This is a genomic window from Xanthobacter autotrophicus, from assembly GCF_029991245.1.
In the GTDB taxonomy this organism is placed as follows: domain Bacteria; phylum Pseudomonadota; class Alphaproteobacteria; order Rhizobiales; family Xanthobacteraceae; genus Xanthobacter; species Xanthobacter autotrophicus_C.
Window position 1 is genome coordinate 1 of the sequence record NZ_JAIVFO010000060.1, and the last position, 26331, is coordinate 26331.

28 protein-coding genes are annotated in these 26331 nt (G+C 70.2%); 8 read left to right on the forward strand and 20 right to left on the reverse strand.

What is annotated here, in order from left to right; translation table 11 throughout:
- The 6 genes from K9U41_RS11895 to K9U41_RS11920 form a co-directional block, all read left to right on the forward strand.
- On the forward strand, positions 1 to 2292 hold a 2292-nt coding region (locus K9U41_RS11895; protein ID WP_282641049.1), incomplete at its 5' end, for a DUF1989 domain-containing protein.
- 239 nt (positions 2293 to 2531) lie between these two features.
- A complete protein-coding gene (locus K9U41_RS11900) occupies positions 2532 to 4214 on the forward strand; it encodes an APC family permease (protein WP_282641050.1) in 1683 nt (560 codons plus the stop codon).
- Between the two features lie 11 nt (positions 4215 to 4225).
- Complete coding sequence (locus K9U41_RS11905) at positions 4226 to 4813, forward strand: dimethylamine monooxygenase subunit DmmA family protein (protein ID WP_282641051.1); 588 nt, start codon at positions 4226 to 4228, stop codon at positions 4811 to 4813.
- The gene (locus K9U41_RS11910; RefSeq protein WP_282641052.1) at positions 4810 to 5766 is read left to right on the forward strand and encodes a PDR/VanB family oxidoreductase; all 957 of its coding nucleotides are present in this window, start codon (positions 4810 to 4812) and stop codon (positions 5764 to 5766) included. Before K9U41_RS11905 ends, K9U41_RS11910 begins: the two co-directional genes overlap by 4 nt.
- 19 nt (positions 5767 to 5785) lie before the next feature.
- Positions 5786 to 6847 carry a heme-dependent oxidative N-demethylase family protein gene (locus K9U41_RS11915; protein ID WP_282641053.1) on the forward strand — a complete coding sequence of 354 codons (1062 nt, stop codon included), beginning with the start codon at positions 5786 to 5788 and terminating at the stop codon, positions 6845 to 6847.
- Between the two features lie 146 nt (positions 6848 to 6993).
- Entirely contained in the window at positions 6994 to 7833 is an 840-nt protein-coding gene (locus K9U41_RS11920) for a universal stress protein (RefSeq protein ID WP_282641054.1), read from the forward strand.
- Positions 7834 to 7937: 104 nt separating this feature from the next.
- On the opposite strand, the gene K9U41_RS11925 is transcribed toward K9U41_RS11920, so the two are convergent.
- The 12 genes from K9U41_RS11925 to K9U41_RS11980 all read right to left on the reverse strand — a co-directional run bounded on the left by K9U41_RS11925 (position 7938) and on the right by K9U41_RS11980 (position 21272).
- Positions 7938 to 8243, reverse strand: a complete 306-nt coding sequence (locus K9U41_RS11925; protein WP_282641055.1) for a hypothetical protein — start codon at positions 8241 to 8243, stop codon at positions 7938 to 7940.
- Positions 8244 to 8620: 377 nt separating this feature from the next.
- A complete protein-coding gene (locus K9U41_RS11930; RefSeq protein WP_282641056.1) occupies positions 8621 to 10051 on the reverse strand; it encodes a sensor histidine kinase in 1431 nt (476 codons plus the stop codon).
- A gap of 14 nt (positions 10052 to 10065) precedes the next feature.
- Entirely contained in the window at positions 10066 to 10737 is a 672-nt protein-coding gene (locus K9U41_RS11935) for a response regulator transcription factor (protein WP_282641057.1), read from the reverse strand.
- Positions 10738 to 11029: 292 nt separating this feature from the next.
- Entirely contained in the window at positions 11030 to 11338 is a 309-nt protein-coding gene (locus K9U41_RS11940; protein WP_282641058.1) for a hypothetical protein, read from the reverse strand.
- The gene (locus K9U41_RS11945) at positions 11335 to 12213 is read right to left on the reverse strand and encodes a glycoside hydrolase family 108 protein (RefSeq protein WP_282641059.1); all 879 of its coding nucleotides are present in this window, start codon (positions 12211 to 12213) and stop codon (positions 11335 to 11337) included. The genes K9U41_RS11940 and K9U41_RS11945 overlap by 4 nt, the downstream gene beginning before the upstream one ends.
- 185 nt (positions 12214 to 12398) lie before the next feature.
- Positions 12399 to 13631, reverse strand: a complete 1233-nt coding sequence (locus K9U41_RS11950) for a hypothetical protein (protein WP_282641060.1) — start codon at positions 13629 to 13631, stop codon at positions 12399 to 12401.
- Between the two features lie 232 nt (positions 13632 to 13863).
- Complete coding sequence (locus K9U41_RS11955) at positions 13864 to 14184, reverse strand: spike base protein, RCAP_Rcc01079 family (RefSeq protein WP_282641061.1); 321 nt, start codon at positions 14182 to 14184, stop codon at positions 13864 to 13866.
- A gap of 130 nt (positions 14185 to 14314) precedes the next feature.
- A complete protein-coding gene (locus K9U41_RS11960) occupies positions 14315 to 15016 on the reverse strand; it encodes a DUF2793 domain-containing protein (protein WP_282641062.1) in 702 nt (233 codons plus the stop codon).
- Between the two features lie 246 nt (positions 15017 to 15262).
- Positions 15263 to 19162: a baseplate multidomain protein megatron gene (locus K9U41_RS11965; RefSeq protein ID WP_282641063.1), complete on the reverse strand. Its 3900-nt coding sequence runs from the start codon at positions 19160 to 19162 to the stop codon at positions 15263 to 15265.
- Positions 19163 to 19296: 134 nt separating this feature from the next.
- Positions 19297 to 19737 carry an NlpC/P60 family protein gene (locus K9U41_RS11970; protein WP_282641064.1) on the reverse strand — a complete coding sequence of 147 codons (441 nt, stop codon included), beginning with the start codon at positions 19735 to 19737 and terminating at the stop codon, positions 19297 to 19299.
- Positions 19734 to 20624 (reverse strand): DUF2163 domain-containing protein, encoded by an 891-nt coding sequence (locus K9U41_RS11975; protein ID WP_282641065.1) that lies wholly within the window; start codon positions 20622 to 20624, stop codon positions 19734 to 19736. Before K9U41_RS11975 ends, K9U41_RS11970 begins: the two co-directional genes overlap by 4 nt.
- Positions 20625 to 20630: 6 nt before the next feature.
- Positions 20631 to 21272, reverse strand: a complete 642-nt coding sequence (locus tag K9U41_RS11980; protein ID WP_282641066.1) for a DUF2460 domain-containing protein — start codon at positions 21270 to 21272, stop codon at positions 20631 to 20633.
- Between the two features lie 109 nt (positions 21273 to 21381).
- Between K9U41_RS11980 and K9U41_RS11985 the strand changes: the two genes are divergently transcribed.
- Together K9U41_RS11985 and K9U41_RS11990 are read left to right on the forward strand one after the other, a co-directional pair.
- Positions 21382 to 22065: a hypothetical protein gene (locus K9U41_RS11985; protein WP_282641067.1), complete on the forward strand. Its 684-nt coding sequence runs from the start codon at positions 21382 to 21384 to the stop codon at positions 22063 to 22065.
- Positions 22066 to 22661: 596 nt separating this feature from the next.
- Positions 22662 to 23021, forward strand: a complete 360-nt coding sequence (locus K9U41_RS11990) for a hypothetical protein (RefSeq protein WP_282641068.1) — start codon at positions 22662 to 22664, stop codon at positions 23019 to 23021.
- Between the two features lie 16 nt (positions 23022 to 23037).
- On the opposite strand, the gene K9U41_RS11995 is transcribed toward K9U41_RS11990, so the two are convergent.
- The 8 genes from K9U41_RS11995 to K9U41_RS12030 all read right to left on the reverse strand — a co-directional run.
- Positions 23038 to 23610, reverse strand: coding sequence for a phage tail tape measure protein (locus K9U41_RS11995; protein ID WP_282641069.1), 573 nt, complete (start codon positions 23608 to 23610; stop codon positions 23038 to 23040).
- Between the two features lie 9 nt (positions 23611 to 23619).
- Entirely contained in the window at positions 23620 to 23832 is a 213-nt protein-coding gene (locus K9U41_RS12000) for a rcc01693 family protein (RefSeq protein WP_282641076.1), read from the reverse strand.
- Positions 23829 to 24185 carry a gene transfer agent family protein gene (locus K9U41_RS12005; RefSeq protein ID WP_282641070.1) on the reverse strand — a complete coding sequence of 119 codons (357 nt, stop codon included), beginning with the start codon at positions 24183 to 24185 and terminating at the stop codon, positions 23829 to 23831. Before K9U41_RS12005 ends, K9U41_RS12000 begins: the two co-directional genes overlap by 4 nt.
- A 28-nt stretch (positions 24186 to 24213) precedes the next feature.
- Positions 24214 to 24621: a phage major tail protein, TP901-1 family gene (locus K9U41_RS12010; RefSeq protein WP_282641071.1), complete on the reverse strand. Its 408-nt coding sequence runs from the start codon at positions 24619 to 24621 to the stop codon at positions 24214 to 24216.
- A gap of 15 nt (positions 24622 to 24636) precedes the next feature.
- Positions 24637 to 25056 (reverse strand): DUF3168 domain-containing protein, encoded by a 420-nt coding sequence (locus tag K9U41_RS12015; protein WP_282641072.1) that lies wholly within the window; start codon positions 25054 to 25056, stop codon positions 24637 to 24639.
- A complete protein-coding gene (locus K9U41_RS12020) occupies positions 25053 to 25340 on the reverse strand; it encodes a hypothetical protein (RefSeq protein ID WP_282641073.1) in 288 nt (95 codons plus the stop codon). Before K9U41_RS12020 ends, K9U41_RS12015 begins: the two co-directional genes overlap by 4 nt.
- Positions 25337 to 25651, reverse strand: a complete 315-nt coding sequence (locus tag K9U41_RS12025) for a head-tail adaptor protein (protein WP_282641074.1) — start codon at positions 25649 to 25651, stop codon at positions 25337 to 25339. Before K9U41_RS12025 ends, K9U41_RS12020 begins: the two co-directional genes overlap by 4 nt.
- Before the next feature lie 2 nt (positions 25652 to 25653).
- Positions 25654 to 26331, reverse strand: a 678-nt coding sequence (locus K9U41_RS12030) for a head-tail connector protein (protein WP_282641075.1), incomplete at its 5' end; no start/stop codon positions are given.

Consider the following 26331-nt stretch of genomic DNA (forward strand, 5'->3'; position numbering starts at 1 on the left):
CCCTCCCGCAGCGCTGTCGCCACCCGCCCCCGCGAATGCGTGGTGGTGCGCGGCGGCGGTGCGGCCGTGATCGTGCTCGGCACCGGCGACGCCATCACGATCCGTGACGGGGAAGGGCTGCAGCCGGCACTGGTCTTCGCCATAAGCGGTGAAGGACGGGCGGACGGCACCGCGCTCGGCCTCGAAGGCCCGGCCGAGGTGCGCCTCGCGGACGTGCTGGATCTGGGGGGAGAGGGGAGCGCTCAGGTGGCGCATGCGCTGGCGGCGCGGGGAATCGCGCCGGCGCCCGTGAGTGGGCACACGGTGCTTGCCGGCGATCATCCGGCGCAAACTCAGGTCATGCTCACCGCGCGGCGCGATGTTCTGGCGGTGGTGGCGGCCCCCGGCGGCCCAATGGCGCCTGATGGGCAGGACGCGCCCACGGACATCGAGGTCACCGTCACCCGCGCCCCCGGCAACGAGCGCCCGCTGCCGGAGCCCCTGGCCGAGCCAAAGCTCGACCTCAGGGTCCCGGCCGCGCAGGCCCGCGCCTTCCGGGTGAAGGCCGGCGACTATATCCAGATCATCGACGTGGACGGGCGCCAGTGCTCGGACTTCCTCGCCTTCGACGCGGCGGCGCTGGAGCAGGGCGCGGAATTCGGCCTCGACGCCACCACCACCCGCACCCTCATGGGCGCGGCCTATCCGGGACCGGGGCTGCACTCGAAATATTATGACGAGCGCCAGATCCCGCTGGTGGAGGTGATCCGCGACACGGTGGGGCGGCACGACACCTTCGCGCTGGCCTGCTCGGCCAAATATTACGAAGACATGGGCTATCCGGGCCACGCCAATTGCTCGGACAATTTCAACGCGGTGCTTTCGCCTTATGGCATCCGCACGCGCGCCGGCTGGCCGGCCATCAACTTCTTCTACAATACAGCCGTGGACCACACCAACGCGCTCACCATGGACGAGCCTTGGTCGCGGCCCGGCGACTATGTGTTGATGAAGGCGCTCACCGACCTCGTCTGCGCCGTCTCGTCCTGCGCCGACGATATCGACCCGGCCAATGGCTGGGTGCCCACCGACATCCATGTGCGCGTCTATGACGGCGCCGAGAGCTTCTCCAGGGGGACCGCATTCCGCATGAGTGCCGCAGCCGAGCCGCGCCTGACGCGCGAGAGCGCCTTTCATCCGCGCCTGGCGCAGATGACCCGCAGCTTCGTGGAATACCGGGGCTTCTGGCTGCCCACCTGCTTCACCGGCGAGGGTCCCATCGCCGAATACTGGGCCTGCCGCGAGACGGCGGCGGTGATGGACCTCTCGCCCCTGCGCAAGTTTGAGGTGACGGGGCCGGACGCGGAACTCCTGCTCCAGCGCACGGTGACCCGCGACATGCGCAAGCTGGCGGTGGGACAGGTGGTCTACACCGCCCTCACCTACGACCATGGCGGCATGATCGACGATGCCACCGTCTTCCGCCTCGCGCCGTCCAATTTCCGGGTGGTGTGCGGGGAGGAATTCACCGGCGCCTGGCTGCGCGACAAGGCGCACGAATGGGGGCTGAACGCCTTCGTGCGGTCCTCCACCGACCAGTTGCACAATATCGCGGTGCAGGGGCCGCTCTCCCGCGAGATCCTCGCCGAGATGATCTGGACCAGCCCGACGCAACCTTCCATCGCCGAGCTGAAATGGTTCCGCTTCGCCGTGGCGCGGCTCGGCGGACCCATGGGGCCGGCGCTGGTGGTCTCGCGCACCGGCTATACGGGGGAACTCGGCTACGAGATCTGGTGCCACCCCAAGGATGCCGGCGCCGTGTTCGACGCCGTGTGGGCGGCGGGTGCGCCGAAAGGCATGAAGCCGCTGGGCCTTGCCGCCCTCGACATGCTGCGCATCGAGGCGGGGCTGGTGTTCGCGGGATATGATTTCTGCGACCAGACCGACCCGTTCGAGGCCGGCATCGGTTTCGCGGTGGCGGAAAAGGAGGAGGATTTCGTCGGCAAGGCGGCGCTCATGCGGCGCAAGGCCAGCCCGGCCCGCAAGATGGTGGGCCTGAGAATCGAGGGCAACGACACGGTCGGCTATGGCGATCCGCTCTACATGGGCCGCGCGCAGGTGGGCGTCGTCACCAGCGCCACCCATTCGCCCATCCTGAAAAGCCAGATTGCGCTGGCGCGCATTGATGTGGCCCATGGCGCCACGGGCACGCAGGTGGAGATCGGCAAGCTGGACGGCCTGCGCAAGCGCATCGCGGCCGAGATCGTGCCGTTCCCGCACTTCGACCCGCAGAAGACCCGGGTGCGCGCCTGACGGGCGATGCACGGCGGCCGATTGAGCTTTCGGCCACCAAAGCCATGTATTGATTTGAACACCTCCAGACGACATTTCGCCTGGAGGTGTTTTTGCGCGCGCAAGACGCATATGATCGAAACTTAAGCACACTCATGATCAAAAATATGACTCACATTAACCTTGCGTCATACATACATCTTCATTGACAAATTTTTTTCGTGCCGAGAAACTCCCCGCATAATAATGAGGGGTACACCATGAGCATCGCAGCAACCACGGGGGCCGCCGCCCCGCCAGAGGCCGGCACGCTTCAACGCAAGATCAGCTGGACCGGCGCGTTCTGGATCGCGAGCGGGGTGCCCGCGCTCGTGCTCTTCTCCATCGGCGCCATCGGCGCCACGGTGGGGGCGCCGGCCTGGTTCGTGTGGATCCTGTCCATCATCTTCGGCTTCATCCAGGCCTTCTCCTATGCGGAGATCGCCGGCCTGTTCCCGCACAAGTCGGGCGGCGCCTCGGTCTATGGCGCCATTGCCTGGGTGCGCTACGGCAAGCTGCTCGCGCCCTTCTCGGTGTGGTGCAACTGGCTGGCCTGGTCGCCGGTGCTGTCCATCGGCTCGGGGCTCGCGGCGGGCTATGTGCTGTCCATCCTGTTCCCGGCGGATGCCGCCATCAACACCTGGCAGCTCACCCTCGTGGATCTCGGCTGGCTGAAGACCGGCCTCGCCCTGCGCCTCAACGCCACCTTCTTCCTCGGCGCCGCGCTGCTGCTCGTCGCCTTCGCCATCCAGCATCGCGGCATCAGCCAGACTGCGCGGGTGCAGGTGGTCCTGGGCGTGGTGGCGCTGCTGCCGCTGGTGCTCATCGGCCTCGTGCCCCTCATCACCGGCGACGTGCTCGCGGCCAATCTCGGCCCGTTCGCGCCACTGGCCAAGGACGAGGCGGGCAAGGTGATCGCCGGGTCCTGGAACATGGCCGGCATCACCCTGATGGCCGGCGGCCTGTTCATCGCCGCCTGGTCCACCTACGGCTTCGAGACCGCGGTCTGCTACACGCGCGAGTTCAAGGACCCGAAGACCGACACCTTCAAGGCCATCCTCTATTCCGGCCTTTTGTGCATCTTCGTCTTCACCATCGTGCCCATCTCGTTCCAGGGCGTGCTCGGCCTCGGCCAGCTGGTGACGCCGGCGGTGGTGGACGCCTCCGGCACGGTGACGACGCCTGCGGTCTATGACGGCATCCTGTCGTCCGATATCTATTCCGGCATGGGCGTCGCCAGCGCCATGGCGGGCATGATCAAGGGCGGCCCCATCGTCCACAACGTGATCGTGGTGATGCTGATCCTCGCCCTCATGCTCGCCATCATCACCTCCATGGCGGGCTCCTCGCGCACCCTCTACCAGGCGTCCGTGGACGGCTGGCTACCCAAGTATCTGTCCCATGTGAACGAGAACGGCGCGCCCACCAAGGCCATGTGGACCGACCTCTGCTTCAACCTCATCCTGCTGATGATGTCGGACTACGTGTTCATCCTCGCCATCTCCAACGTCTGCTACATCCTGTTCAACTTCCTCAACCTCAACGCCGCCTGGATGCACCGCATCGACCGCCCGAACTGGGACCGCCCCTTCAAGGCCCCTACCTGGCTGATCGGCATGGGCACGGTGCTGGCCTTCGTGAACCTGTTCCTGCTGGGCATGGGCGCGGACATCTGGGGCGCGGGCACGCTGGTGACGGGGCTCGTGGTCTCGGCCGCCATCATCCCGGTCTTCCTGTTCCGCCATTATGTGACGGACAAGGGCCAGTTCCCGGCGGCGATGATGGAGGACATGCACCTGAAATCCGAAGCCGGCGCCGGCACACGGGCGGGCCTTCTGCCCTACCTCGCCCTGGCCCTGGGTGCCGTGGTGATCATCGTGGCGCGCACCCTGGCGGTCTACTGAGCGGAGACGAGATGAGCGATCAAGGCATCAAGAGCCGCCCCAAATACCAGCCGATCGCGCCGGATCCGCAGGGTCGGCACCATCTGCTGGTCGTGGACGGCGCTCACGTCCCGGCCGAGGCTTTGGCGGAGGGGGTCAACCCCTCCGCCTTCGAGGTGTGGACGGTGGCGCACAAAAGCGCCGTGCCCGGCAGTGCGGCCATGGAGGAGGAAGCCGGCGCGGTGCGCGTCTTCCGCTCCGTGCCGCACCTGTTCTCGGCGCTTGAGGAGCGGCTCGCCCGCGAGACCATGGGCCTGCGCCTCTACGCCGCCGGGACGGAGCCCTTCCTGTGGGACGCCTACGGCATCGGCGCGCGTGCCGGCCTCAGCCAGCAGGAAATGGCCTTCGCCCATGTGGGCGCGCAGGCGCGGCGCATCTTCTGCGTCCACTGCCGCACGGTGATGGAAGGCGTCACCACCTCCATCGCCACCTGCGCGGGCTGCGGGGCGCCGCTGTTCGTGCGCGATCATTTCTCGCGGCGGCTCGCCGCCTTCATGGCCGTGCAGATCGACGCGGAAGTGCCCGGCGAGGTGCCGCAGGCCGAGGAGCTGTATTCATGACCGCCGGGGAATCCCTGCAGGTGCGCGTGCGCGACATCGTCGAGCTGGCGCCGAGCCTCAAGCGCTTCTCGTTCGAGCCGGCCCATGGCGGCCTGTTCCCCACCCCGCCCGCCGGCGGGCATGTGATGCTCACCCTGCGCGATGGCGGCCGGGTGATGAAGAATGCCTATTCCCTGGTCTCCGCCCCCATGGAGCGCGCGCGCTACGACATCATCGTTCGCCTCGTGGCCCAGTCGCGCGGCGGCTCGGCCTTCCTCCACCGCAAGGTCGCGCCCGGCGACGTGCTGGAGATGGCGCGCCCGGTAAGCCTGTTCCCGCTGGCCTCGAGCGCGAAGAAGCACCTGCTCATCGGCGGCGGCATCGGCATCACGCCCCTGCTCTCCTTCCTGCCGGAGCTGAAGGCGCGCGGCGCCCGCTTCGAGCTGCACCAGCTGTCCGGCGGTGAGGAGGCCCCCGTGTTCGAGCGCCTGCTGGCGCCTTACGCCGCAGGCGAGGAAATCCGCGTCCATGGCGGCGGCCGCGCCGCCTTCGACCTCGCCGGCCTGCTGTCGCGCCAGCCTTTGGGCACCCATGTCTATGTCTGCGGCCCGCACGCCCTGATGGATGCGGTGACGGCCACCGCCGCAGCCTTGGGCTGGCCCAGGGGCAAGATCCACAAGGAGAGCTTCGGCGGCGCCGGCGGCGGCCTGCCGTTCCGCGCCGTCCTCAAACGCTCCGGCATCGAGGTGGAGGTGGGCGAGACCCAGAGCCTGCTGGAAGCCATCGAGGCGGCCGGCATCGACGCGCCCTGCCTGTGCCGGGGCGGCGCCTGCGGCGAATGCAGGACCGAGGTCATCGAGGGCGAGGTGGATCACCGCGACGACTTCCTCTCCGCGCAGGAGAAGGCCGGCGGCACGGTGGTTCTGACCTGCGTCTCCCGTGCCCGCGGCCCACGCCTCGTGCTCGATCTGTAGCATTCCGGAAGGAAACGACATGACCCTCCAGTTCAAGCCCGCCGAGACCTTCCGCGATACCTTCACCTACCGGAAGTCGCCGGAAGACATCCTGCGCTTCCCGTTCCCGTTCCCCGAAGACGAATACATGTACTCGGTGAACATCGAGCCCCATGTGCGCGGCGGCCCCACGGCGGCGTTCCAGGCGGCGTTCGACATCGACGAGCACTACATCGCCGAGTGCCGCGAGCGCGAGCGGGTGCTGAAGGAGGATCCCAAGCGCTGCCAGGTGCTGCCGCACATGCTGGCGGCGGAGTGGGACAGCCTGGAACTCATCATGGAGAGCCTGGCGCAGGACTATCCCGAGCACTTCTCCCTGACCAAGGCCGGTGACCTTTGGACCTGGGTGAACCGGCCGCTCAACATCCACCAGAGCTTCACCTTCGGCAAGGTTGAGACCCTGCCCTGCGGGCCGTTCGAATACATCACCCGGCAGGCGCAGGGCGACTTCACCCTTCAGGACCAGCGCGACGACAACCTCTTCGTGGACGGCGGCATGGTGACCACCCAGGCCGACTGGTCGCTGGAATTCGACATCGGCATGAGCTTCCACGAATGGCACGGCCCGGTGCCGCTGGCCCATGAGAAGGGGGTGTTCGACCGGGCTCTGAAATACCTGCTGCGCCTGCAATACGGCCAACCGGTGCGGCGCCTCAACTGGACCATGACCGTCAATCCGCGCCTCGACACCTCGCCGGAGAATTACCCCGTGTGGGGACCGGACAAGGCGAGCGTCACGCCGGACAACGTGGCCGACAAAGTCCACCTGCGGGTGGAATTGCAGACCCTCTATCGCCTGCCGCGCTCCAACGCGATCCTGTTCGGCATCCGCTGCTACCTCACCAGCGTGGCCGATATCGCACGGGTGCCGAAATGGCGGCGGCGCCTGCACCGCGTGCTGCGGGACCTTCACCCCGACATCGCCGCCTACAAGGGCCTGCCGCGCTTCCACCAGATGGTGGTGGAGCATCTCGCCCCATTGGACGACGGCACCCCCACTTCCAAGGGCATCGCGCCGGACACTGACGTGCTGGCGGAGTAAGGAGGGGCGCCGGGACGCTTCCCGATTCGTCCCACCGTTCAGTGCTCATTTTAATCGTCGGAGCTGGAGCTTTTCCGTTGGTTGACCTGACGCAACGACACTTGAACCGTGCTAGGTAACGTGTCGTGTGTGGAGGAAAAGCGAAAATGCTCCAGAACATAAAAAGCGTTCTCATCGGCATGACGGAAGAAGGCATCGACGAGCCCTCTTCCGCCCTTGCCTACGGCCTGTCCCTGGCACAGAAGTCCGGCGCCCATGCCACCATCCAGGCGGCCTCTCTCAAGGTGGTGATGGGCAACACCTTCGTGAGCAACGTGGCCTCCGGCCTCGTGGCCGCGCACAACCGTCGCCTGCGCCACCTCGCCGACGCCGTGGCGGACAAGGCGCGGGGCGATGCGGCGGCGGCCGGCGTTGCCGCCTCGGTGGAGACGCCGCAGCTGACCTACCCCCAGCTCGTGGATACCTTCATCGCTCAGGCCCGCGTCCACGACATTTCGGTGCTGGATGCGGAGACGGCAACGGTGAATGCCGACCGGGGCCTCATCGAGGGCCTGCTGTTCGAAAGCGGGCGCCCGGTGCTCGTCGTTCCGCCCGGCTTCGACACCTTCCGTCACCATCGCGTGCTGGTGGCGTGGGATGCCAGCGCCCGCGCGGTGCGGGCGGTGAACGACGCCATGGACATCCTCAAGGCCGCCGCCACGGTGGAGTTGCTCGCCATCGGCACGGAAAAGGAGCTGGCGCACGAAGTGCCCGGCGCCGAACTGGCCCCCCACCTTGTCCGTCACGGCGTGAACGTGAGCGTGAAGAACCTCGTCGCAGGCCCTGAGGGCATCGCCGGCACACTGCGCGAGCAGGCATCGCTCATTGACGCGGATCTCATCGTCATGGGCGCCTTCAACCATTCCCGCGTGCGCGAATGGGTGCTGGGCGGGGTCACCCAGTCGCTGCTGGAGGACTGCAAGGTCCCCCTGTTCATGTCCTACTGATACAAACGCCGGCCGTCGGTCTGATGGCCATGCACCGCTGAAAAGGAGCGTCCGCCCGCCTCAGGCGCCGGGCGCCTTCCTTTCCGCTCTTGACTCACCCCGCCTCAACTCACCGGCTGCCAGCGCCCGTCCGCCGCGCGGCATGCGGCGCCGCGCGCGATCTGCGGGCGGTTGTCGATGTAGATGGTATGGGAATAGTCGCGACAGCTTTGAAATCCTGCCCGATTATAGGGCGGCCCGGCCACCACCGTGCCGTGGGTGCCGTTGTCGCCCTTCCAGCCGATGGGATAGCCGGGGCCGCCGGTTTCCAGCGCGGAGATTTCCGCATCGAAGGCGCGGCGCCGGTCCCCCTCGTCGAGGCCGTTGCCGATGCCGCCGCTGATGAGACCGCCCGAGACCGCCCCGCTCATGACCGGGGCCGTCGGCAACGCGGACTGGGCCGCGATGGAGCGCCCCGGACCGGTCTCCGTCGCACAGCCACCCAGAGCCGAAGCGAGGACGGCGAGGGCACAGAAGCGGACGCAAACCATGCGGGCGGGCATCGGATGGGGTCTCACACGCGAGGACAATGGGCGACACCAGAGCACGCGCTGAGCAGAAAACGCGTGCCCTATCCTTAAGTTCAGAGCCCGATTCACCGCGCAAACGGATTCCGTTTGCCCGGTCGCGCTCTAAAGCTCTCCTCCCTCATAAGCGGTCGCGGCCCGCCTGAAAACAGCCTTCGCCGGGCCGGCGCTCCGGGCGCGTCACTGGAGCGCAGCCCCCTACCTGTGGCGGGCCGCACCCATCAAGACGCGGCGGCCGGGGGCGGCGGCGCGGCGGCCGGCAGCACCAGTTCGGTGCGCAGGCCGCCGATGGGCGCGGAACTCAGCTCGAAGCGGCCGCCATAGAGCAGCGCCAGCTCGTGCACGATGGACAGGCCGAGGCCCGAGCCCGGCTTCGATTCGTCGAGCCGCCGCCCGCGCCGTCCCACGTCCACCCGCCGCGCCGGATCCAGCCCCGGCCCGTCGTCGTCGATGATGACGTGGAAGAACACCCGGTCGCCCGGCGATTTCGGCTGGCCGATATACACCTCCAGCTCGACCCGGGACGAGGCCCATTTGCAGGCATTGTCCACGAGGTTGCCCACCATCTCCTCCAGGTCCTGCTGCTCGCCGCGGAAATGGACGTCGTCGCGGATATGAACCTCGATGGCGAGATCCTTGGTGCGATGGATCTTCTCCATGGTGCGGGCCAGCGCGGTGATGACGGGGGTCACCTCGCACACGCTGGCCACCACCGACACCCGGGCCGCCATGCGCGCACGCTCCAGGTGATGGGCCACCTGATCGCGCATGACCCCGGCCTGGTCGCGCACCCGCACGGCGAGGGGATCATCCCGCGTGCCGGCCTCGTTCATCAGCACGGAGAGCGGTGTCTTGAGGGCGTGGGCGAGGTTGCCCACATGGGTGCGGGCGCGCTCCACGATCTCCTTGTTGGCGTCGATGAGGGCGTTGACCTCCCGCACCAGCGGAACGATTTCATCGGGATAGGAGCCGTCCAGCCGCTCCGCCTTGCCGGAGCGCACATCGACGAGCACCTTCGAAATGCGCGTCAGCGGCATCAGCCCGAAGCGCACCTGCACCATCACCACGAGGAGGAAGGCGCAGGCGAGCACCACCAGCGTGCCTGCGAGCGCCAGGTTGAAGGCGGAGATCTCCTCATCCAGTTCGGACGCCACTGCCGCCACCGAGACCACGTAGCGCTCATTGACGCCCAGATCCACGTCGCGTTCGGCAAGGCGCAGGTCCTCGCCGTGGGGGCCCTTCACATAGCCCTCGCGCATCAGGCCGGGCCGCCCCTTGATGCCCTGAATCGCGAGCAGCGGCAGCGCTCCCGTCACCAGCGAGCGCGAGGCCCGCCGCCGCTCCTCGCCGTTGCCGGAGAGAAGGGTGATCTGCCAGTACCAGCCGGAATTGGGGAAGGCGAACAGGGGATCGCCTAGGGCCACCGGCTCGGGCAGCGCCTCGTCGGTGGCATTGGCCACTTCCGCCACGATGGTCTTCAGGTACACGTCGAGCCGCCGGTCGAAGGCGCGCTCGGCCGCGGTTCGGTAAAGGGAGGACAGGACGAACCCCACCACCAGCAGCACCACCACGGTGATGCCCATCGCCGAGAGCACGAGGCGGAAGGCGAGCGAGCCGGGAGCGTATTCGGAGGGCCGCGACGCTGTTACCATGATCGTTGCGCGCGCTAGCGCTGCCCCTCCGGCGCGGCGAGCAGATAGCCGAGGCCGCGCACCGTCTGGATGACGTCGCAGTCGAGCTTCTTGCGCAAGCGCCCGACGAACACCTCGATAGTGTTGGAATCGCGGTCGAAATCCTGATCGTAGAGGTGCTCCACCAGCTCCCCGCGCGACACCACGCGCCCGGCATGGTGCATGAGGTAGCTCAGCAGCCGGTATTCGTGGGAGGTGAGCTTGACCAGATTGCCGTCCACCGTGACGCGGCCGGAGCGGGTATCGAGCCGCACCGGCCCGCAGGTCATCTCGCTGGAGGCATGGCCGGTGGCGCGCCGCAGCAGGGCGCGCAGGCGGGCCAGCACCTCCTCCATGTGGAAGGGCTTGGCGACATAATCGTCGGCGCCGGCGTCGAAGCCCTGCACCTTGTCGCTCCAGCGGTCGCGGGCGGTGAGGATCAGCACGGGCGTGGCCTTGCCGGCGCGGCGCCATCTCTCCAGCACCGAGATGCCGTCGAGCTTGGGCAGGCCGATATCGAGAACGATGGCGTCATAGGGCTCGGTCTCGCCCAGATACTGCCCCTCCTCGCCGTCATAGGCGCGATCCACCGCATAGCCCGCGTCGGACAGGGCCTCGACCAGCTGTCGGTTCAGCTCGGGATCGTCCTCGACCACCAAAAGACGCACAGGTTTCCTCCGGCTTCGGCTTCCACCTCTTAGAACACGCACCAGCCGGCCGGCATCCCCCTTTTGGAGGGATAACGTTTTCATCCTCGCTGCCCGGCCGGTCGAGAATGACAGAGGCGCGCGGCGGAGCAAGCATGAACGGCGCCGCAGGGCCGCGCGCCCCCGCAATATCCCGGCTCAGCGCCAGCTGCACAGCCGGCGGCCCACCGCATTATGGGCCTTCGCCTGGCGGATGGTGTCGTCGCTGTCGGCCACCGACCAGCGGATGGGCTGGGCGGCGCCGCAATAGACCTTACTCGCGCCGGAACCCGTCGTCGTCGCGCAGCCGGCGAGCATCGCCGTTGCGCAGATCAGCGCCGGCCCGCGCAGCGCGTGCCGTATCGAGGATGCGCTCGGCATCGCGGTCTCCTTTCTGGATGGCGTGGGAATAGCCCTGCTGCGCGCCCTTGCGATGCGCGAGGACGAAGGCGAGCACGGCCGCCGCCGCCAGCGCCGCGCGCGGCCCCGCCACCCGCGCCAACGCCGCGACAGCGAGAAGGCCGGCCATGCCCCAGATCCACCAGGGCACGCCATAGCCGAGAAGGTGGGCAAGGCCGCTCACGACGCCGGCCCCGCGGGCAGCAGATCGAGGATCGCAGCCCGGCGCGCACCGGCGCGGGCGCTCCACCACACATAGGCGAGGCCGCCGAGGGTGAGGGCGAGGCCGAGCAGCGTGAGCCCCGTGAAGACGAGGGCAAGCGTCGAGGACGCCTGCGCATGGGGGGCGATCTGGCGTGCCGCTTCGGACACGGCGGAAGCGGCGACGCCGCCCGCCACCGCCCCGGCGCCGGCCTGCGGCTTTGGTGCCGGGCGGGCGCTGGCGACCGGCGCCTTGCCGGACGGCATCGCGGCCCCGTGCGGGCCGGTGCGATGCCTCTCGATCACCGGGAGGCGGCTTGCGGGGGCGGCGCCGGTAGCCCAGGCCTTGCCGGCCTTGCGCACGTCCTCCACCCGCCGCCCCCAGCCCCGGCCGAACACCGGCCAGGTGCGAAGCGCCTTCAGCATGGCGAGGCGGCGGTCGCAGATGTCCTCCACGAGCCGCGCCGGGCCCGTCTCCGCCGCGGTGCGGGCGGCCGCCAGCGTCACCGCACCCATCTCCCCGTCCGCCGGCAGACCCAGCGCCCGCTGGAGCCATTTGACCGACTGGCCGGGGCCGGAATTCACCGCCCCGTCGAACACCACATAGTCGATGCCCTCCGGCAGTTCGTCGGCGCGGATGGCGTCCCAATACTGGCGGCGGTAGATGTCCTGAAGTTCCTCCTCCTCGATCTCCCGCACCGGGCGCACGGCAAGCCCCTTGCTGCGCCGGTAGCCGTCATAGACCCGCTGGATGACGCCCTTCATGGTCGGGCCGCCGGGGTCGTCGGGATGGTTGGAATAGCCGCCCTCGTGGCGCAGCACGGCATGGAGCGCCGGCGCGAAGCTCGTCTTGGCCATGGATGTCATCCTGAAGCAGTTTCGCGCGACGCTGACCGGCGCGCGAGGAAGGACCGCTGGAAACGACGCGGGCGGCCTCGCGATTCAAGGAACCGCGAAGCCGTCCGGAGGGAGATGAAGCGTCAGGCATCCGCCCCGGCGGCGCGGACCCACGCGCGTGGTCTGCCGCCGCCGGGGCGCACCCGTCAGGTGAACATGGACGGGGTGACGATGCCCGCGGCGACGAGGTTGTTCACGCCGCTGGTGTTGGGGTGCACGCCGTCATTGGTGCGGGCGACGGCGCCGGAGGACACCCACTTGCCGGGCGCCGCCGGGTCCTCGACCACCGCCGCCATGTCGATCAGGCCGGAATGCCCGTAGGACATCCAGTTGGCCCGCACGTCGTCGTTGTAGTCGAGGCGCACCGGCTCCTTGGTGGCATCGTAGATGGACTGCCCCGCCGCCGACGTATAGGTGCCGGTGGTGCGCGGCGGACAGGTGACGATGTAGGTCTTGACCCCATACGCCCAGTAGCGCGCGCAGACCGTCTGCGTATCGGCCAGGATCTGCGCCTTGGTGCGGCCGATCCAGAGGTCGTTGGTGACCATGGCGAGGACCAGGTGGCTGATGCCGCTGTTCATCAGCACCGAGCGCTCGCCGTCGTCACGGGACGCCAGATACCAGATCCGGTGCCCGCCACGCCCGGTGTAGACCCACGGCAGGGCATTCTGCAGGCTCTTCTGAATGTAACCCTTCCACCCGAAGGTGGTGGCCGGCGCGGTGTCGTTGGTGCCCTTGCCGATGCTGTCGGTGAGCAGGCCGACGACCGGCGTGTCGCCGTCCAGCAACGCGTGGATCGCCACCGGGGTGAACAGGCCGCTGCCGGAATTAACCGGGGCGGTGGCGTCGAAGGCGTCCATGGTCCGGTCGGTCAGATCAGTGCCGCGGTTGCAGCCCTCGCCGGTCAGGATCACCGTGCTGTCGGGGGTGGCGGCAAGCTTCAGCGTGCCGGTCCACTTGCCGTAGGCGCGGACGATGAAGTCGGTCGCCGCCGCGCTGTCGATCCACAACGGGTCCGACACGAGGGTGCCGCGCCCGGCGGTGATGGTGGTCGAGGGCTGGCCGGCGAAGAACAGGCGATGCACCGCGCCGTTGATGACGATGCTCGCGGCGAAGCTGGTGATGTCCTGGGCGCGGTCGGCCTCGCCGTCCACGTTGATGTCGCAGCGCGACCACTCCACCCGGATCGCCCGCAGCTTGCGCCCGTTGGGAATGAAGTGGCGAGACCAGTTGTTGAAGGAGTTGTTGGTGGCGTCCGTGCCGGCATCGCCGGTGAAGCCGACGCCACGCTGGCCCAGGCCCCGCCATCGGGTGCGGCTGTAGCTCTCCGCCAGGGTCCGGACCGCGGAGAAATCGGGATCGTTGATCAACAGCATCATGAAATCCTTCCGTAAAGAGCCCGGCCGGTGCCGGACGAGAGGAAGCCGCCACTGCGGCTCCGCAGACGCTCCACGGCGACACCGCCAACCACCTTTCGGGATGGCAGGCCGGCCCGCCGCCAGAGCGAAGCGAGGGAAAGGGAAAGCGACAGCATGGGGACCTCGCGGTTCGGTGCCCGCGCGCACGGCCCGGTACGCGACCGCGCACGGCGCGCGCCGGGACGCGGGCGGGTCAGCGGTCGGTGAGGGCGTAGATGGAAAGGCCGGTGGTGGTGCCGGTGGCCCATACCCGCCGCACCTGGCAGGGCGGCAGGGGCTGGAGGCCGGGCAGCGCGTGCAGATCCACCGTATCGGCATCGCCGCCGGCGACGGGGGTGATGCGGATGGTGGCCACGCCGCCGGCCACATCCTCGGGTACGAACACCCACAGGGCCTTGGCATAGGTGGCAAGATCGGCGCCGTCGGCCGGGGTGATGCGCACCAGCTGGCGCGCAGGCGACGACAGGGAGGCCGCGAACCCCTTCAGGGCATCGCGGGCGGGATCGTAGGGCATGGGGATCTCCGATGGAGGGGAAAGGCGACCGCCGGCGGGGCGGCAACCGCCGGGCAGGCCGCTGGTGCGGCTCCGCACGGCACGCGGGCGAAGCCGCCTCGGCACCCGGCCGAGGCCGGGCCCGCTGGCCTCACGCCTCGGGCGCGGCGCAGAGCAGGAGATGAAGGGCGACGCGCACCGTACCGCCGGAAAAGCTGCCGCCGTTGGCGGTGAGGCGCACCGGCGTCGCGGCATAGAAGGCGGTGGGGCCGATGGCGCCCACATTGGTGGACCCCGCCGCCGCGCCAAGGCTGCCGCCGAACTTGGCGACCTCGCCGGAAATACCGCAGTCGTAAGAGGTTGCGCCGGTCACGGCCGTGAGCGTCCGGGTGGAGACGGCGAGCACGATGGCGCGGTCGGGGATGGCCAAGGCGGTCTCCACGAAGGCGCCGGCGAGGGTCACATCCTCCTCCATCACCTGACCCATGATGGCGGCGCGATGGGCGCCGGCGGCGAAGGGCGAGACGAAGGCGGCGCCGTCGAACAGCGCCAGCCGGCCCTCGTCGCGGATGAAGGCGAGGAAGCCCTGGGCCACCGGCAGGAAATCGAACGCGCCCTGCTCAAAGGCGGCGATGGTGCCGGCGTGCCCGGCGAAGGCGCCGGTGGCGCCGGCCGGCACGAACCAGCGCGCGCCCTCGGCGGGGGTGGCCGGCGGCGCGGTGGCGGTGGCGCTTTCCAGCACCAGCTGCACGAAGGCATCGAGGCGGCGGATGGCCTCGTTATGGGTGACATGCTTCTGCGCCTGCGCCGCCGCGATATAGGGCAGCGCCAGGTTGGCCGACTGGTCGGTCATGGGGGCCTCGGGAAGGGTTGGGAGAGAAGACGCGAGGGCGCCGAGGCGGCGCTCAGGCCGCGTGCCCCGGCCGACTGGAGCGCGAGCGGAAGGAGAGCCGGGGCCCAGCGCAAGAGTCCGCCGAAGGCGCTTCCGGATGCGGCGCCGCGAGATGGGTATTACCTGCTGCGCAGGACTTTTGCGCTGGGTCCCGGCTCGGCGCTCCGGCTGCGCCTGCGCTGGTCGGGGACGCGAGCCGCGCGGCGGTTACGGCACCACCACCGCCGTCACCGCCGCGCCCAGGCCGACGCTGGCGGAGCGCTGGGCGACGCGCACGGTGAGGGTGGCCTGCGGCGCGCCGAAATCAGCCACCTCGTCGGCCGCCCCGTAGAGCAGCTGCGGCGCGCTGATCTCGAAGGCGCGCACCACGCTGGCGCCGGAGAGGATTTCCACCCGGTAGGCCTCGCTGGCCTCGCCCAGCGGCACCTCCAGCGCGTCCCAGCCATCGCCAGCGATGCGGGTGCGGCGGATGAAGGAGAGCGCGATGCCCTCCGCCGTGCGCCGCCCGCGCACATGCACCGGCGACAGCGGTCGCAAGGCGGCGCCGGAGGCGGTGGCGGTCACCTCGGTGACATCCTCCGAGCCCTGGTCGTCCCGCGCCGCGCCGACCCGGTAGATGGAGCTGCGCCCCAGCGCCGCGAGGCCGCTCGCCACCGCCACCAGCGTGCCGTCGACGCGCACCAGGCGCGTGCCCGCCGGCCAGGTCGCGGAGCCTGCCGCCTCGGTGCCGGCAAGGCCCCGCAGCAGGCCGGAGAGGCGATAGGTGTCGGTGTCGATCAGCTCGGCCCCGGTGAAGGCGATAAGCTCCAGCACCCGCCCGTCCGCCACCAAAGCGGCGAGATTGGCGCCGGCCAGCACCTCGCTCTCGCGGGCCGGGATGAGGAGGGAGGATTGCAGCATCACGTCCACGCTGTTCGACCGGTCGAAGCGCCAGACCGGCCCCGGCGGCAGGTCCGAGATCAGCGTGCCGAAGGTGGCGGAGGCGGTGACCGGGGCCACCGCCTCGAAGCTCTCGCCATCGCTTGAGCGCCAGATGGCAAGCGTCCCCGGCCAGGGCGTCGCGGCGGCGGCAAGGTGTTGCAGCGGCATGGGTTCCGCCTCCGACAAAGCGGGCAGGTCCAGCACCATCACCTCCGGCGGGCCGGATACGGCGGGCAGTGCCACGCTGCCGCCCGAAACCTGCCCCAGTGCCGCATCGAACACCTCCGGCTCGATGCTGCGGGCGGTGACGGCCAGCGCCTCCCCCTCCTCCACGCGGGTGATTTCAAGCAGCCGCGTCCGCCCGTCGATGGTGAGGCGCACCAGGTCGCCGGGCCCCAGCGCGCGGAGCGAGGGTGGCAGCAAGAAGGTGACCGTCTCGCGCCCCGCCCACAGGTCCTGAAGCCAGATATCGGCGGCCCGCACCATGGCCGCGTCGGAGGCGACGACGGCGAGGTCCGCATGGCTCACATGGCGGCTGCCCCCCTTGAGGCGGCGGGAGGAGACGGTGGCGCGGCGATAATCCTTCAGGCTGTCCACGAAGCCGATGGAGACCTGCAACGGCAGTTCGCTCTCCTGCGCCCGGGTGGAGGAGAGGAGCGGGTCGTCCTCGCTGCGCACCAGGTCGTCGGCGCCGATCTCGGTCACCTCCCCCGCGCCGTGTGGGCGGAAGGCGATGCGCCCCTCCGCCTCCCCGGCCTCGAAGGCGAAGGCGCGGGCCAGAGGCTCCAGCGCGTCGCGGCCGGCCATGGGCTGGTCCACCACATAGCCGTCCACCGCGCCGGAGAGGGTTGCGGCGTCCACGTCATCGACGCCAAAATCGGCGCAGAGCGTCGCCACCAGCCCGTCCAGCGGCGCGCCGCCGAGGCGGCCGGTGAGCCAGTGGCCGGTGGCCCAGTTGGCGCCGTCGGCCCACACGCTCTCGGCGAGGGGGAATTGCGGGAAGGGCCGCGCATCCCAGGTCCAGGCGAAGGCCTCCTCCACCATGCGGCCGCCATAGAGCGACGCGGGCGGATTGTCGGCCTCGTCCGCATCGGGGGCGAAGGCGCCGAGCACCGCCTCCAGGAAACGGCGCTGGATGAGATCGTCCCGCGCGCCGGTGGAGAAGGGCGGCAGGGCGTTCTCGGACGACTTGGCGTCGGGAAAGACGCTCGGCCGGTTGGCGCCCTTGTCCACGGCGGGGCAGCCGGTCTCCATCAGGCGGATGGGCTTGGCGCCGGGCACGAACGCGGTGGGCACGGCGAGGCGGGTGCCGGCGATACGTTCGTGATGGGCATTGGCCCACCACGATTTCAGGTCCTTCTGGCGGTACAGCCAGGGCTCACCAAAAGCGCCGTCAGTGATGGGGGTGCGCACCTGCGCGGCGCGGGCGGCCTCATCCGCATAGAACCAGTCGAACGCCTCGCCGGCGGCAAGGTTGGCCTTCAGGTAAGCGCGGTCGTGGATGTCGCTGACGAGCGCTGCATCGAGATGGCCGGCGCCGTCGCGCCAGTCGGCCAAGGGCGGGTAGAAATCGATGCCGATGAAGTCCACCGCCGGCGCGCTCCACACTTGATCCAGCGGAAAGCGCACATCGCCGTTGGCCATCACCTGCGCGCCATATTCGGTCCAGTCGGCGGCGTAGGAGACGCGGGTGCCGGCCCCCACCACCGCCTTCACGTCGGCGGCAAGGGCGGCCAGCGCTTCCGCAGCGGGACAGGCGCCGGTGTCGTCGGTGAGGCGGGTGAGCGCCACCATCTCCGAGCCGATGAGGATGGCCTCCACGCCCCCCGCCGCGACCGCCAGTTGCGCGTAGTGAAGCACCATGCGCCGCAGGCTCCATTCGGCCGGGCCGTGATAGAACACGGTGGAACCGGAGCGGGTGAAATCCCCCGGCGCGGCAGCACCGAACAGCGCCGCCACCTGCGCCCGGCACGCGGCGGTACCGTCCACAGAGCCCGGCCGGCCGGGCGCCGGATCGCACACGATGCGCCCGCGCCAGGGATAGGCCGGCTGGGCGGCAGCGCCGGTCCAGGGATCGGGGCGGGTGTTGGCGGCGGGAATGTCCATCATCACGAAGGGGTTCAGCGTCACCTTCAGGCCGGCCTCCTTCAGCCGGGCGATGGCCCGCACCACACTCTCGTCGGAGGGCGTGCCGCCATAGGCCGAGCGGTCCTCATACTGGGAGACGGCGAGGGCGGTGAACCGTGTTTCGCCGCCCACCGTCCAGGCGACGGAGGTGGTCTTGTCGGTGCGCTCGGTGCGCGGGCGCACGGTGCAGGCGCCGGCCCTCAGGTCATCGCCGAACCAGGCCACCACGAGGGAAATCCGCTCCACGTTCGGGCAGGTGCCCGTGAGCTGGTCGAGGGCCACTTCGAAGTCGCTCGACGCGGTGCTGACATGGCGGTTCTCCCGCCCATAGCGCGACCGCCCGTGCACTTGGCGGATGGTGCGGGTGTCATAGGCGAATTCGCTGGCGCCGGGGATCAGCGTCACGGCCCGCACCTGCCGCTCCAGCGCGCCCACCGCGCGCTCCACCTCCACCGTGATCTGGGGCAGGCGATTGCCGTAGTCGGTCAGCTCCAGATTCTCGAACACCACGTAGGCGACGCCGCGATAGGCCGGCGTCGCGCCCGTCCCCTGCCGCGCCTCGATGGCGGGATCGGGCACCTGCGCATCGTCGCCGAGATGCAGGCGCACGGTAAGGCGGCGGGTATCCAGCAGCTTGCCGTCGGCCCAGATGCGGCCGATGCGCGAGACCGGCCCCTCGCACACCGCCACGGCGAAATTGCCGTAATAGCTGTAGGTCGTGGTGGTGGGCTGGGAGGGCGTGAGACTGGAGCCCTTGCCTCCGGTGGACTGGGTGGCGGTGGTGGCCACCTCCTTCAGCTTTGTCGCCCAGATCACCTGCCCGGCGAGGCGGGCGCGGCCATAGACGCGCGGCAGCGGCGTGCCCTCGGTGGAGCCCATCACATTGAGGTCGGTGAGGCGCGGGCCCTCGGTGTTGCGCGAGCGGTTGCCGCCGAACAGCGCGCCGTCGATGACCGCGCCGCCGAGGGCGCCCAGCGCCCGCCCGGCGATGGCGCCGACAGGCCCGAACAGCGCGCCGCCGACGAAGCTGCCGGCCGCGCCCAGAAGCAGGGTCGCCATGGGATGTCCTCAAGGATTTGGGAGGGGGGCGTTAGAGCGTTTTCCGCTCGCCTTGGCTCACGGAAATCGCCCTAGAGTCTTGCTTTGACGCATTTTCTTCACGCGAACCGGTGTCCGCTTCGCTCGAAAATGCTCTATGCGACCCCCGGAAAGGCGAAGGCAAAGGCGAGGCGCCGCCGCCACCAGGGCGCAAGATGGCCCTCGCACACGCGCGCCCCGTCATAGGCGTGGATCATGCGCCCGCCCTCGGTAAGGATGGCGGCGTGCTTGGCCGGAAGGTGTGCGCGGAAGCGGAACAGCAGCACGTCGCCGGGCTGCGCGGCCTCGATCGGCACCGCGACGAGGCAGCGCCCCGCCGCCTGCGCCAGGGTCTCGCGGCGGCCGGCCTCGGCCCAATCCGGCGCGTAGGAGGGCATCGCCTCCGGCTCGGGGCCGATCAGCTCCCGCCACACCCCGCGCACGAGGCCGAGGCAATCGGCCCCCTGCCCCTTCAGCGAGGCGCGATGGAGGTAGGGCGTGCCGATCCACGACCGTGCCTCGGCGAGGATGGCGGCGCGGGCGAGGCGGGCGGTCATTCGAGCACGCTCCCGTCGTATCCGCCCTCGCCCTGGATGGCGACGGCGATGACGAAATCGTTGCCGGGCATGTGGGGAAAGCCGCGGAAATTGAGCGCATTCGAGAAGCGGTCGCGACAGGTCGCAAACTGCTTGTCGCAGCCGGCGGTCAGCGCGATCCCATCGCCCTCCTCCACCACCAGCGGCGGGCGCTGCCACAGGCGCAGGAGCACGCCCTCGGCATCCACGAGATGCGCCTTCACCTCGGTGACGAAGCCCGCATTGGCGCCGCTCAGGAACCGCGCGCGACCCCGGGCGAAAGCCGCCTCCGCAAAGGCGGACAGGCCGATGACGCGCAGGCTGAGCGCGCCCTGGACCGCCGCCACCGTGGCGCTCGCCGCATGGGCCGGGAGGGTGAGGTCCACCCCGCAGCGCCCGTCGCCGAGATCGGCATCGCAGGTCGAGGACAACAGCCGCCCGCGGGTCTGGTTGAGGCCATCCGACAGGCTGCGGATCTCGGCGGTGAAGACCCCATCCTGGGCGCGCACCTCGCCAATGGTGCCGCGCCTCAGCAGCAGGTGCTGGCCGGGGTCCTGCCAGTTCACCAGCAGCAGGTCGATGGACGCGCCGTCATAGAGACCGGCAGCGAGATCATCCTCTGACAGCGCGTCGTGGGACAGCGCGCCGGACACCTCCGCGCCGGTCACCGCAAGGCCGGCGGCGTGGGTGCTCTGCGACCCGGATATGCCGGAAGCCGCCTTGAAGATGACGCCCGCGACGACGAGGTCGCGATCATGATCGGTGAAGCCGGTGACGTGGCCGTCGCGCCGCGTCACGCGCCATCCGTGGCACAGAGTGGTCGCGCCCGACGCGAGATGAGCCGCGAGTGCGGAAGGAAGGGTGCGCATTTCGCCTCACACGCGGATCTCGATGACGGGAATGCGCGGGATGTCGCCCGCGGCGAAGGCGGTGAGATTCACCTCGAGGAAATCGGTGTCGAAACGCACCGGGACATCGAAGGAAAAGCCCGCCGAAACGACGGCGGCCGCGGCCGGGATCGCAGGCGCCGCAAAGGTGATTTCGCCGCGCGTCGCGTCGAGCGAAAAATGCGTGCCTTCAATGTGTTCCACCCCATTCACGGCGACACGCACGCTGCCCGAAACCGGCTTGGTGATGGCCCGCACATAGGGGGCGTGGAGGCCGCCATAGGTCTTCGTCAGAGCGAAGGTTGCGCGCGTGCCGTCGCCGGTTCCGATCACCTGGTCGAGGGGCGTCGCGGCGTGTCCCGGCGGCGCGGAGGAATGATCGAGCCGGTCGCGCCAGCGGAAGCCGTAGAGGCGTCCGCGACGCTCCTCGAAAAAGGCCACCACATCGGCCAGCGCGGCGAGGCTTTTCACCCCGTATCCGGCGTCCCAGCGCCGACGCGAATCAGCCTGTCGCGTGTTGCGTTCCTCGCGTCCGGATGCGGTCGTCACCACCTCGGTGACGCGCTCGGGACCGCCCGAAGCGCCCAAGGCGACCTCCAGCGGGAACAAAATCTCATGGAAGGCGGCCATATGATGCCCCTATTCCCCAATTCTTAGGCGAAAACAGTAGAGATGGCCTTGACATAGTTGAACGTGACGCCTTGACTTTGCTCCGCCCCGTTGAGCATGGAGCGAAAGCATGGCCACCAAGCCCGCAAAAAAACCGGCCGCCGCCGCCGAGAAACCCGCCGAAAAGGCACCCGCCCCGAAGGCTGCGGCGAAGGCCGCTCCCAAGGCGGCGGTCGCCAAAAGCACAGCACCCAAGCCCGCAGCGGCCCCGAAGGCTGCCGCACCCAAAGCCGCAGCACCCAAGGCCGCAGCACCGAAGGCCCCCGCGAAAGCCGCGGCGCCCAAACCCGCTGCGCCGAAGGCTGCTGCTCCCAAGGCCGCTGCGAAGCCCGCCGCCGCCAAGAAAGCCGCGGCGCCCAAGCCTGCTGCTGAGAAGCCTGCGGCCGAGAAGCCCGCGCCGAAGGCCGTCGCGGCCAAGTCGCCGGCACCGAAGGCTGCATCCGCCAAGGCTGCCAAGCCCGCCGCCGAGAAGCCGGCGAAGGCCCCGGCCAAGGCCGCAGCGAAGCCCGCCGCCAAACCCGCCGAGGTGAAAGCCCCCGCGAAGGCGGCGGCTCCCAAGCCCGCCGCCAAGGCTGCGAAGGCCGCACCGGCGCCTGCGCCGGAAGCCAAGGCCGCCGCGCCCAAGGCCGCCGCCCCGAAGGCTGCTGCGAAGCCCGCTGCCAAGAAGGCTGCTGCCCCCAAGGCTGCTGCCCCCAAGGCCGCTGCTCCAAAGCCTGCTGCTGCGAAGGCCCCCAAGGCCACCGCCAAGAAGTGAGGTTCGCTTCCCCGATGGCAGGCACTCGGCGCAGCGCCGTGGTGCCCCATCGGAGTGAGACAGGCCTGTCGCCCACGGGCGACGGTTGAACAGGGCCCGCATCCGGATCGGCAGAACGGATGCGGCCTGTGTTTGTATTTCCAAGGGCGGGCCGCACTTTCCCATGACCCGTCTTCATCGCGCGTATTTCGAGGCTCCGGTTGTTGGCCCGCATCCTGTTGTCGGCCCACACCGGCGTCGCGACGATCCCGTCCGGTCCCGCGGCGCAGACAGCCTGGCACCATCGGCCGCATCGTCGCCCATGGGGTGCGTGCGCCAAGGTGCACCATCCATGGACGCACCATCCACGACGCGCCCTCGCAAGCGCACCGTTCTGAGGCATGCCGGGCACCGGTCATTGTCGCGCGCTCGCCCGCCGTCACCCGGCCAAGCCGGAACACGCCGGCGCGGAGCCCGTTTCGCGGTGCTGTTTTTCCAATGCCGACCTGACGTCCAGAGACGCGCGCACCATCCCGTCGGGGATTTTCGCGGCGCCGCGGGCGCGCTATGGTCCGCCCGTCCCGCCTCAAGCGGTGGGAGCAATCCGGACCCGCCCCATGCCTGATGCAGCTTCGCTCCCGCCCTGCCCCGCGCCGCGCCCGATGCGCATGGCGCGCCATCGTGGAAACCCGTTGCGGCGTGCCGGCGCGCTCGGCGCCGGTCTCGCCGCGCTCCTCCTCGTGGGGAGCGCGCACGCCCAGTCGGCGGCCGCGAAGAAAGAGGATACCAGCTGCGCCCAGTACGGCGCCGGCTTCCAGAAGGTGCCGGGCGGCACGTCTTGCGTGCGCACGGGCGCGACGGTGCGGGCGGAAGGCTTCAGCGGCTCGGCCCTCACCGGCGCCCCGAACCCGTTCGGCGGCACCCCGTCCGGCAGCGGCACCGCCGCCGCCAGCGATCCTTGGAAGAGCACGCGCTGAAGCCCAGGCCCAACGCTCACGCCCCACGCTGGCCACGGGCAACCGCCCGCGCCACCAGGCCCGACAGATAGGCCTCGGAGCGGCGGAAGCCGGCCACGTCCGGCGTGGACACATTCACCGTCACGGCCGCGCGGCCCACCCCTTCGGCCGAGCGCACGCCGAGCTTGCCATCGGTGCCGCGCGCCAGCGGCAGGATGGCTTCCGCGCCCTTCTCGCCCATGAGGCCGAGGCTGGCGCCGCCGAGAGGAAAATAGGTGGGCGCCGCCACCACGCCGCCACGCGCGAACGGCATCACCCGCCCTTCCGAGATCACCCCGCCCTGGGCGAAGCCGAGCCCGCCGGCGGCCCCCGAGAACAGGGACGAGAGCCCGCTCTCCAGCGGCTTCAGGGCCGCCGTGAGGGCAAGGTTGGAGAGCCGCGCGGCGAGCTGCTCCAGCACGCTGCCGAGGTCCTTGCCCTGCACGGCGATGCCGGTGAAGGCGGAGGCCAGCGCCGAGGCGAAGCCCTTCGCGGACACCTCCACTTCGCCCAGCGCCGCCTTCGCGGTGCGGGTGTCCACTTCGATGGCGATATCGACGGTCTCGGTCATGGGTCGGCCTCAGGACGGATCGGGGAAGCGCGCCATCAGCGCGGACAGATCGGGTCGCGACAGGTGGTCCGGCGCGGGCGGCAGCAGGGCTGAAACGGCGGCGGCCAGCTCGCGCGGCGTCATGCGCCAGAAGGCATCGGGGCTAAGCCGCAGCAGGCCGAAGCCGGCGCCCATGGCCGCCGCCCAAGGAAAGGGTCGGGCGGCGCAGGGCTCCGGCCTCAGGCCCGCTGCGGCGGCGGAGGGGACGCCGGCGCCTCTCCGACCGCATCGGCGGCGAAGGTGATGGCGAGCAGGTCGGCGACGATGCGCGCGAAGCCCGCCGCACCGCCATCGGCGCGCATGCGCTCCACCTCGGCGAGGGTCACGCTCTCGCCCGCCCCGTTGAGGCCGGCCTTGATGATGCACGCGGCGTCGCGGGCCGAGAGGCGTCCGGTCTCGAAGCGCGCAGCCAGCGCCATGAGGTCATCGGCGCCGAACGCGCTCTCCAACTCCGCAAGGGCGCCGAGGGTGAGCACCAGGACGCGCGGGCGTCCATCGAGCACAGCGGCGATCTCGCCGCGTCGGGCATTGGGCATGGGATGTCCTTTCGGGGAAGTGCCGGCGTCAGAGCGCGGCGAAAGCCAGTTCCCCGGCGCTTTCCAGCGTCAGGTCGAAGGTGACCTCGCGGTCGTGCTCCGCGGCGATCTCCAGGGCGGTGATCTGGAACGGCCCGGTCACCGTGCCGAAATCCGGGATCACCACCTGGCAGGAGGCCAGCGCGCCGGAGAAGAAGGTCTGCCGTACCAGCGCGTCGGAGGCGGCATCCTTGAACACGCCGGAGCCGGAGACCGACGCCCGCTTCACCCCCGCCCCGTCGAGAAGCTCGCGCCAGCGCCCGGCGCTCTCGGAGTGGGTCACGTCGACGCTCTGGGCGTTGAAGGCCAGCGTGCGCGAGCGCAGGCCCGCCACGGTGGCGAACTGGGTGCCGTCATGCATCTTCAAAAGCAGGTCCTTGCCCTTCTGCGCGGCCATCTCGATCTCCGAAAATCAAAGGGGCTCGGTGACGGCGCGAAACCGCACCAGAGCGTGGAAGGTGCGCCCGTCGCTCTCGCGGCGGACCTCGGCGGTGGTGGCGCGCAAATTGGCGAGCCGGTGCCCGCTGAGCGCCAGCGGCGCGTCATGCAGCGCCTGGGCGACGGCCTCGGCGATGGCATAAGCCTCGGCCCGCCCGCCGGAGCGGGAGAAGACGTGGAGCGTCAGCCCGTGCTCGGTTCCGGCCTCGGTGGCGGTGGACCAATCGGCCACCACGGCCTCCCCCAGCGCCACGAAGGGGAAGTCCGCCTCCGCCGGCGGCACGTCATGGATGCGCGGCCCACCCAGCAGCGCGGTGAGCGCCGCGTCATTGGTGAGCGCCGCATGGAGCGCCGCGCGCAGGGCCAGCGCCGGGCTGTCGAGGGGGATGCTCATGGCCGCCTCCGGGCGAAGGCGAGGCGGATGCGATCGAGCACCGGATCGCCCGGCCGCCCGAGCCCGCCGCGGATCCGCGCCAGCAGCGCGGGATCGGACATCCGCACCACCGGCCGCTGCGGCGATCCGGCGATGGTGGTGGGCGCCCCGGTCTCGGCGGTGATCTCGGCGGCAAGGTCGCGGGCTGCGCGAGCGGCAGCTTCAGCCTGGGCCGCAGGCAGATGGCGGGTGGCGAGGCGCTGGGCGAGGCCCTGGAGGCCGCCGGTGCCGATGGTCGCCTTCATGTCTCTTCCTCCCGGCAGCGGATGTGGTGGAAGCGGCCGCGCCCGTCCGCGTCGACCACCGCCTCCACGTGGAAGCGGCGGCCGGCATGGAGCAGGCGGTCGCCGGCCGCGACGGTGTTGGGCGCGCGCACGGTGAGGCGCAGCAGGCGGCTCGCGCGCGGGCGCTCCTCGGCCACGCCGTAGTCGGTGGCGAGGGCTTCGATGGCACCCCACAGCACGTCCACGGTGAGGAAGGTGCGGGCGATGCCGCCGGCGCCATCGGGCAGGTCCACGGCGGTCTGGTGCGTCAGGCGGTGACGAAGGGCCCCCACGCTCACAGCCGCACCACGCGATAAGGCGCCAGCAGCGCCCGCGCGGCGGCGGGCAGCGCGGTGGCCTCGCCCGGCCCGTCACGATGTTCGTAGAAGTGCGCCACCAGCAGCCGCACCGCCTGCACCAGATCCGCCGGCACGTCGGTGGCGCTCGGGCCGTAGCCAGCCGTGAAGGTGATGACGATACCGCCATGGCGCACCAGCGGCGCGCTGACCCGCGCCGGCTCCACGCGGAACAAAGCGGGGGCGCGATCGCCCTGCAGCGTCAGCGCACCGGTGGGCAGCGCTACCGGCGTGCCGTCCGCCGCCGCGACGGTGGCGCTGAGGATCTGGCGCACCGGCGACAGCGGCGCGGGGATGATGCCGCGCAGGGGCCAGGCATCGAGGCTGAAGCGCCAGGTCTGCTCCATGAGCGCGCGGCCGGTCTCCACCTCCACGCGCCTCCGGGCGGCGGTGACGAGGGCGTCGATGAGGGCGTCTTCGTCGGTGTGGTCGATGCGCAGATAGGCCTTCGCCTCGGCGCGCGTGAGCGGCTCGGCGGCGGGACCGGCAAGAAGATCTGCCATGGGGGGCTCCGGTGGTGGGGATGGCGGCGCTTGCGAGCGCCGGTCGAAGGCGGGAACGGCGATCTCCACCAGCGCGATGCAGTTCCCTCTCCCGCGTGCGGGGGTGGGTTGGGG

Bases quoted from the DNA above. Each gene is read 5' to 3' on its own strand.
- K9U41_RS12015 (WP_282641072.1), bottom strand. From the start codon at position 25,056: ATGAGCATCCCCCTCGACAGCCCGGCGCTGGCCCTGCGCGCGGCGCTC.
- K9U41_RS12020 (WP_282641073.1), bottom strand. From the start codon at position 25,340: ATGAAGGCGACCATCGGCACCGGCGGCCTCCAGGGCCTCGCCCAGCGC.
- K9U41_RS11995 (WP_282641069.1), bottom strand. From the start codon at position 23,610: ATGACCGAGACCGTCGATATCGCCATCGAAGTGGACACCCGCACCGCG.
- K9U41_RS11905 (WP_282641051.1), top strand. From the start codon at position 4,226: ATGAGCGATCAAGGCATCAAGAGCCGCCCCAAATACCAGCCGATCGCG.
- K9U41_RS11945 (WP_282641059.1), bottom strand. From the start codon at position 12,213: ATGGCCAAGACGAGCTTCGCGCCGGCGCTCCATGCCGTGCTGCGCCAC.
- K9U41_RS11920 (WP_282641054.1), top strand. From the start codon at position 6,994: ATGCTCCAGAACATAAAAAGCGTTCTCATCGGCATGACGGAAGAAGGC.
- K9U41_RS11975 (WP_282641065.1), bottom strand. From the start codon at position 20,624: ATGCGCACCCTTCCTTCCGCACTCGCGGCTCATCTCGCGTCGGGCGCG.
- K9U41_RS11950 (WP_282641060.1), bottom strand. From the start codon at position 13,631: ATGATGCTGTTGATCAACGATCCCGATTTCTCCGCGGTCCGGACCCTG.
- K9U41_RS11980 (WP_282641066.1), bottom strand. From the start codon at position 21,272: ATGGCCGCCTTCCATGAGATTTTGTTCCCGCTGGAGGTCGCCTTGGGC.
- K9U41_RS11930 (WP_282641056.1), bottom strand. From the start codon at position 10,051: ATGGTAACAGCGTCGCGGCCCTCCGAATACGCTCCCGGCTCGCTCGCC.
- K9U41_RS11970 (WP_282641064.1), bottom strand. From the start codon at position 19,737: ATGACCGCCCGCCTCGCCCGCGCCGCCATCCTCGCCGAGGCACGGTCG.
- K9U41_RS11990 (WP_282641068.1), top strand. From the start codon at position 22,662: ATGCCTGATGCAGCTTCGCTCCCGCCCTGCCCCGCGCCGCGCCCGATG.
- K9U41_RS11965 (WP_282641063.1), bottom strand. From the start codon at position 19,162: ATGGCGACCCTGCTTCTGGGCGCGGCCGGCAGCTTCGTCGGCGGCGCG.
- K9U41_RS12010 (WP_282641071.1), bottom strand. From the start codon at position 24,621: ATGGCCGCGCAGAAGGGCAAGGACCTGCTTTTGAAGATGCATGACGGC.
- K9U41_RS11925 (WP_282641055.1), bottom strand. From the start codon at position 8,243: ATGAGCGGGGCGGTCTCGGGCGGTCTCATCAGCGGCGGCATCGGCAAC.
- K9U41_RS11985 (WP_282641067.1), top strand. From the start codon at position 21,382: ATGGCCACCAAGCCCGCAAAAAAACCGGCCGCCGCCGCCGAGAAACCC.
- K9U41_RS11910 (WP_282641052.1), top strand. From the start codon at position 4,810: ATGACCGCCGGGGAATCCCTGCAGGTGCGCGTGCGCGACATCGTCGAG.
- K9U41_RS11960 (WP_282641062.1), bottom strand. From the start codon at position 15,016: ATGACCGACCAGTCGGCCAACCTGGCGCTGCCCTATATCGCGGCGGCG.
- K9U41_RS12005 (WP_282641070.1), bottom strand. From the start codon at position 24,185: ATGCCCAATGCCCGACGCGGCGAGATCGCCGCTGTGCTCGATGGACGC.
- K9U41_RS11915 (WP_282641053.1), top strand. From the start codon at position 5,786: ATGACCCTCCAGTTCAAGCCCGCCGAGACCTTCCGCGATACCTTCACC.
- K9U41_RS11955 (WP_282641061.1), bottom strand. From the start codon at position 14,184: ATGCCCTACGATCCCGCCCGCGATGCCCTGAAGGGGTTCGCGGCCTCC.
- K9U41_RS11900 (WP_282641050.1), top strand. From the start codon at position 2,532: ATGAGCATCGCAGCAACCACGGGGGCCGCCGCCCCGCCAGAGGCCGGC.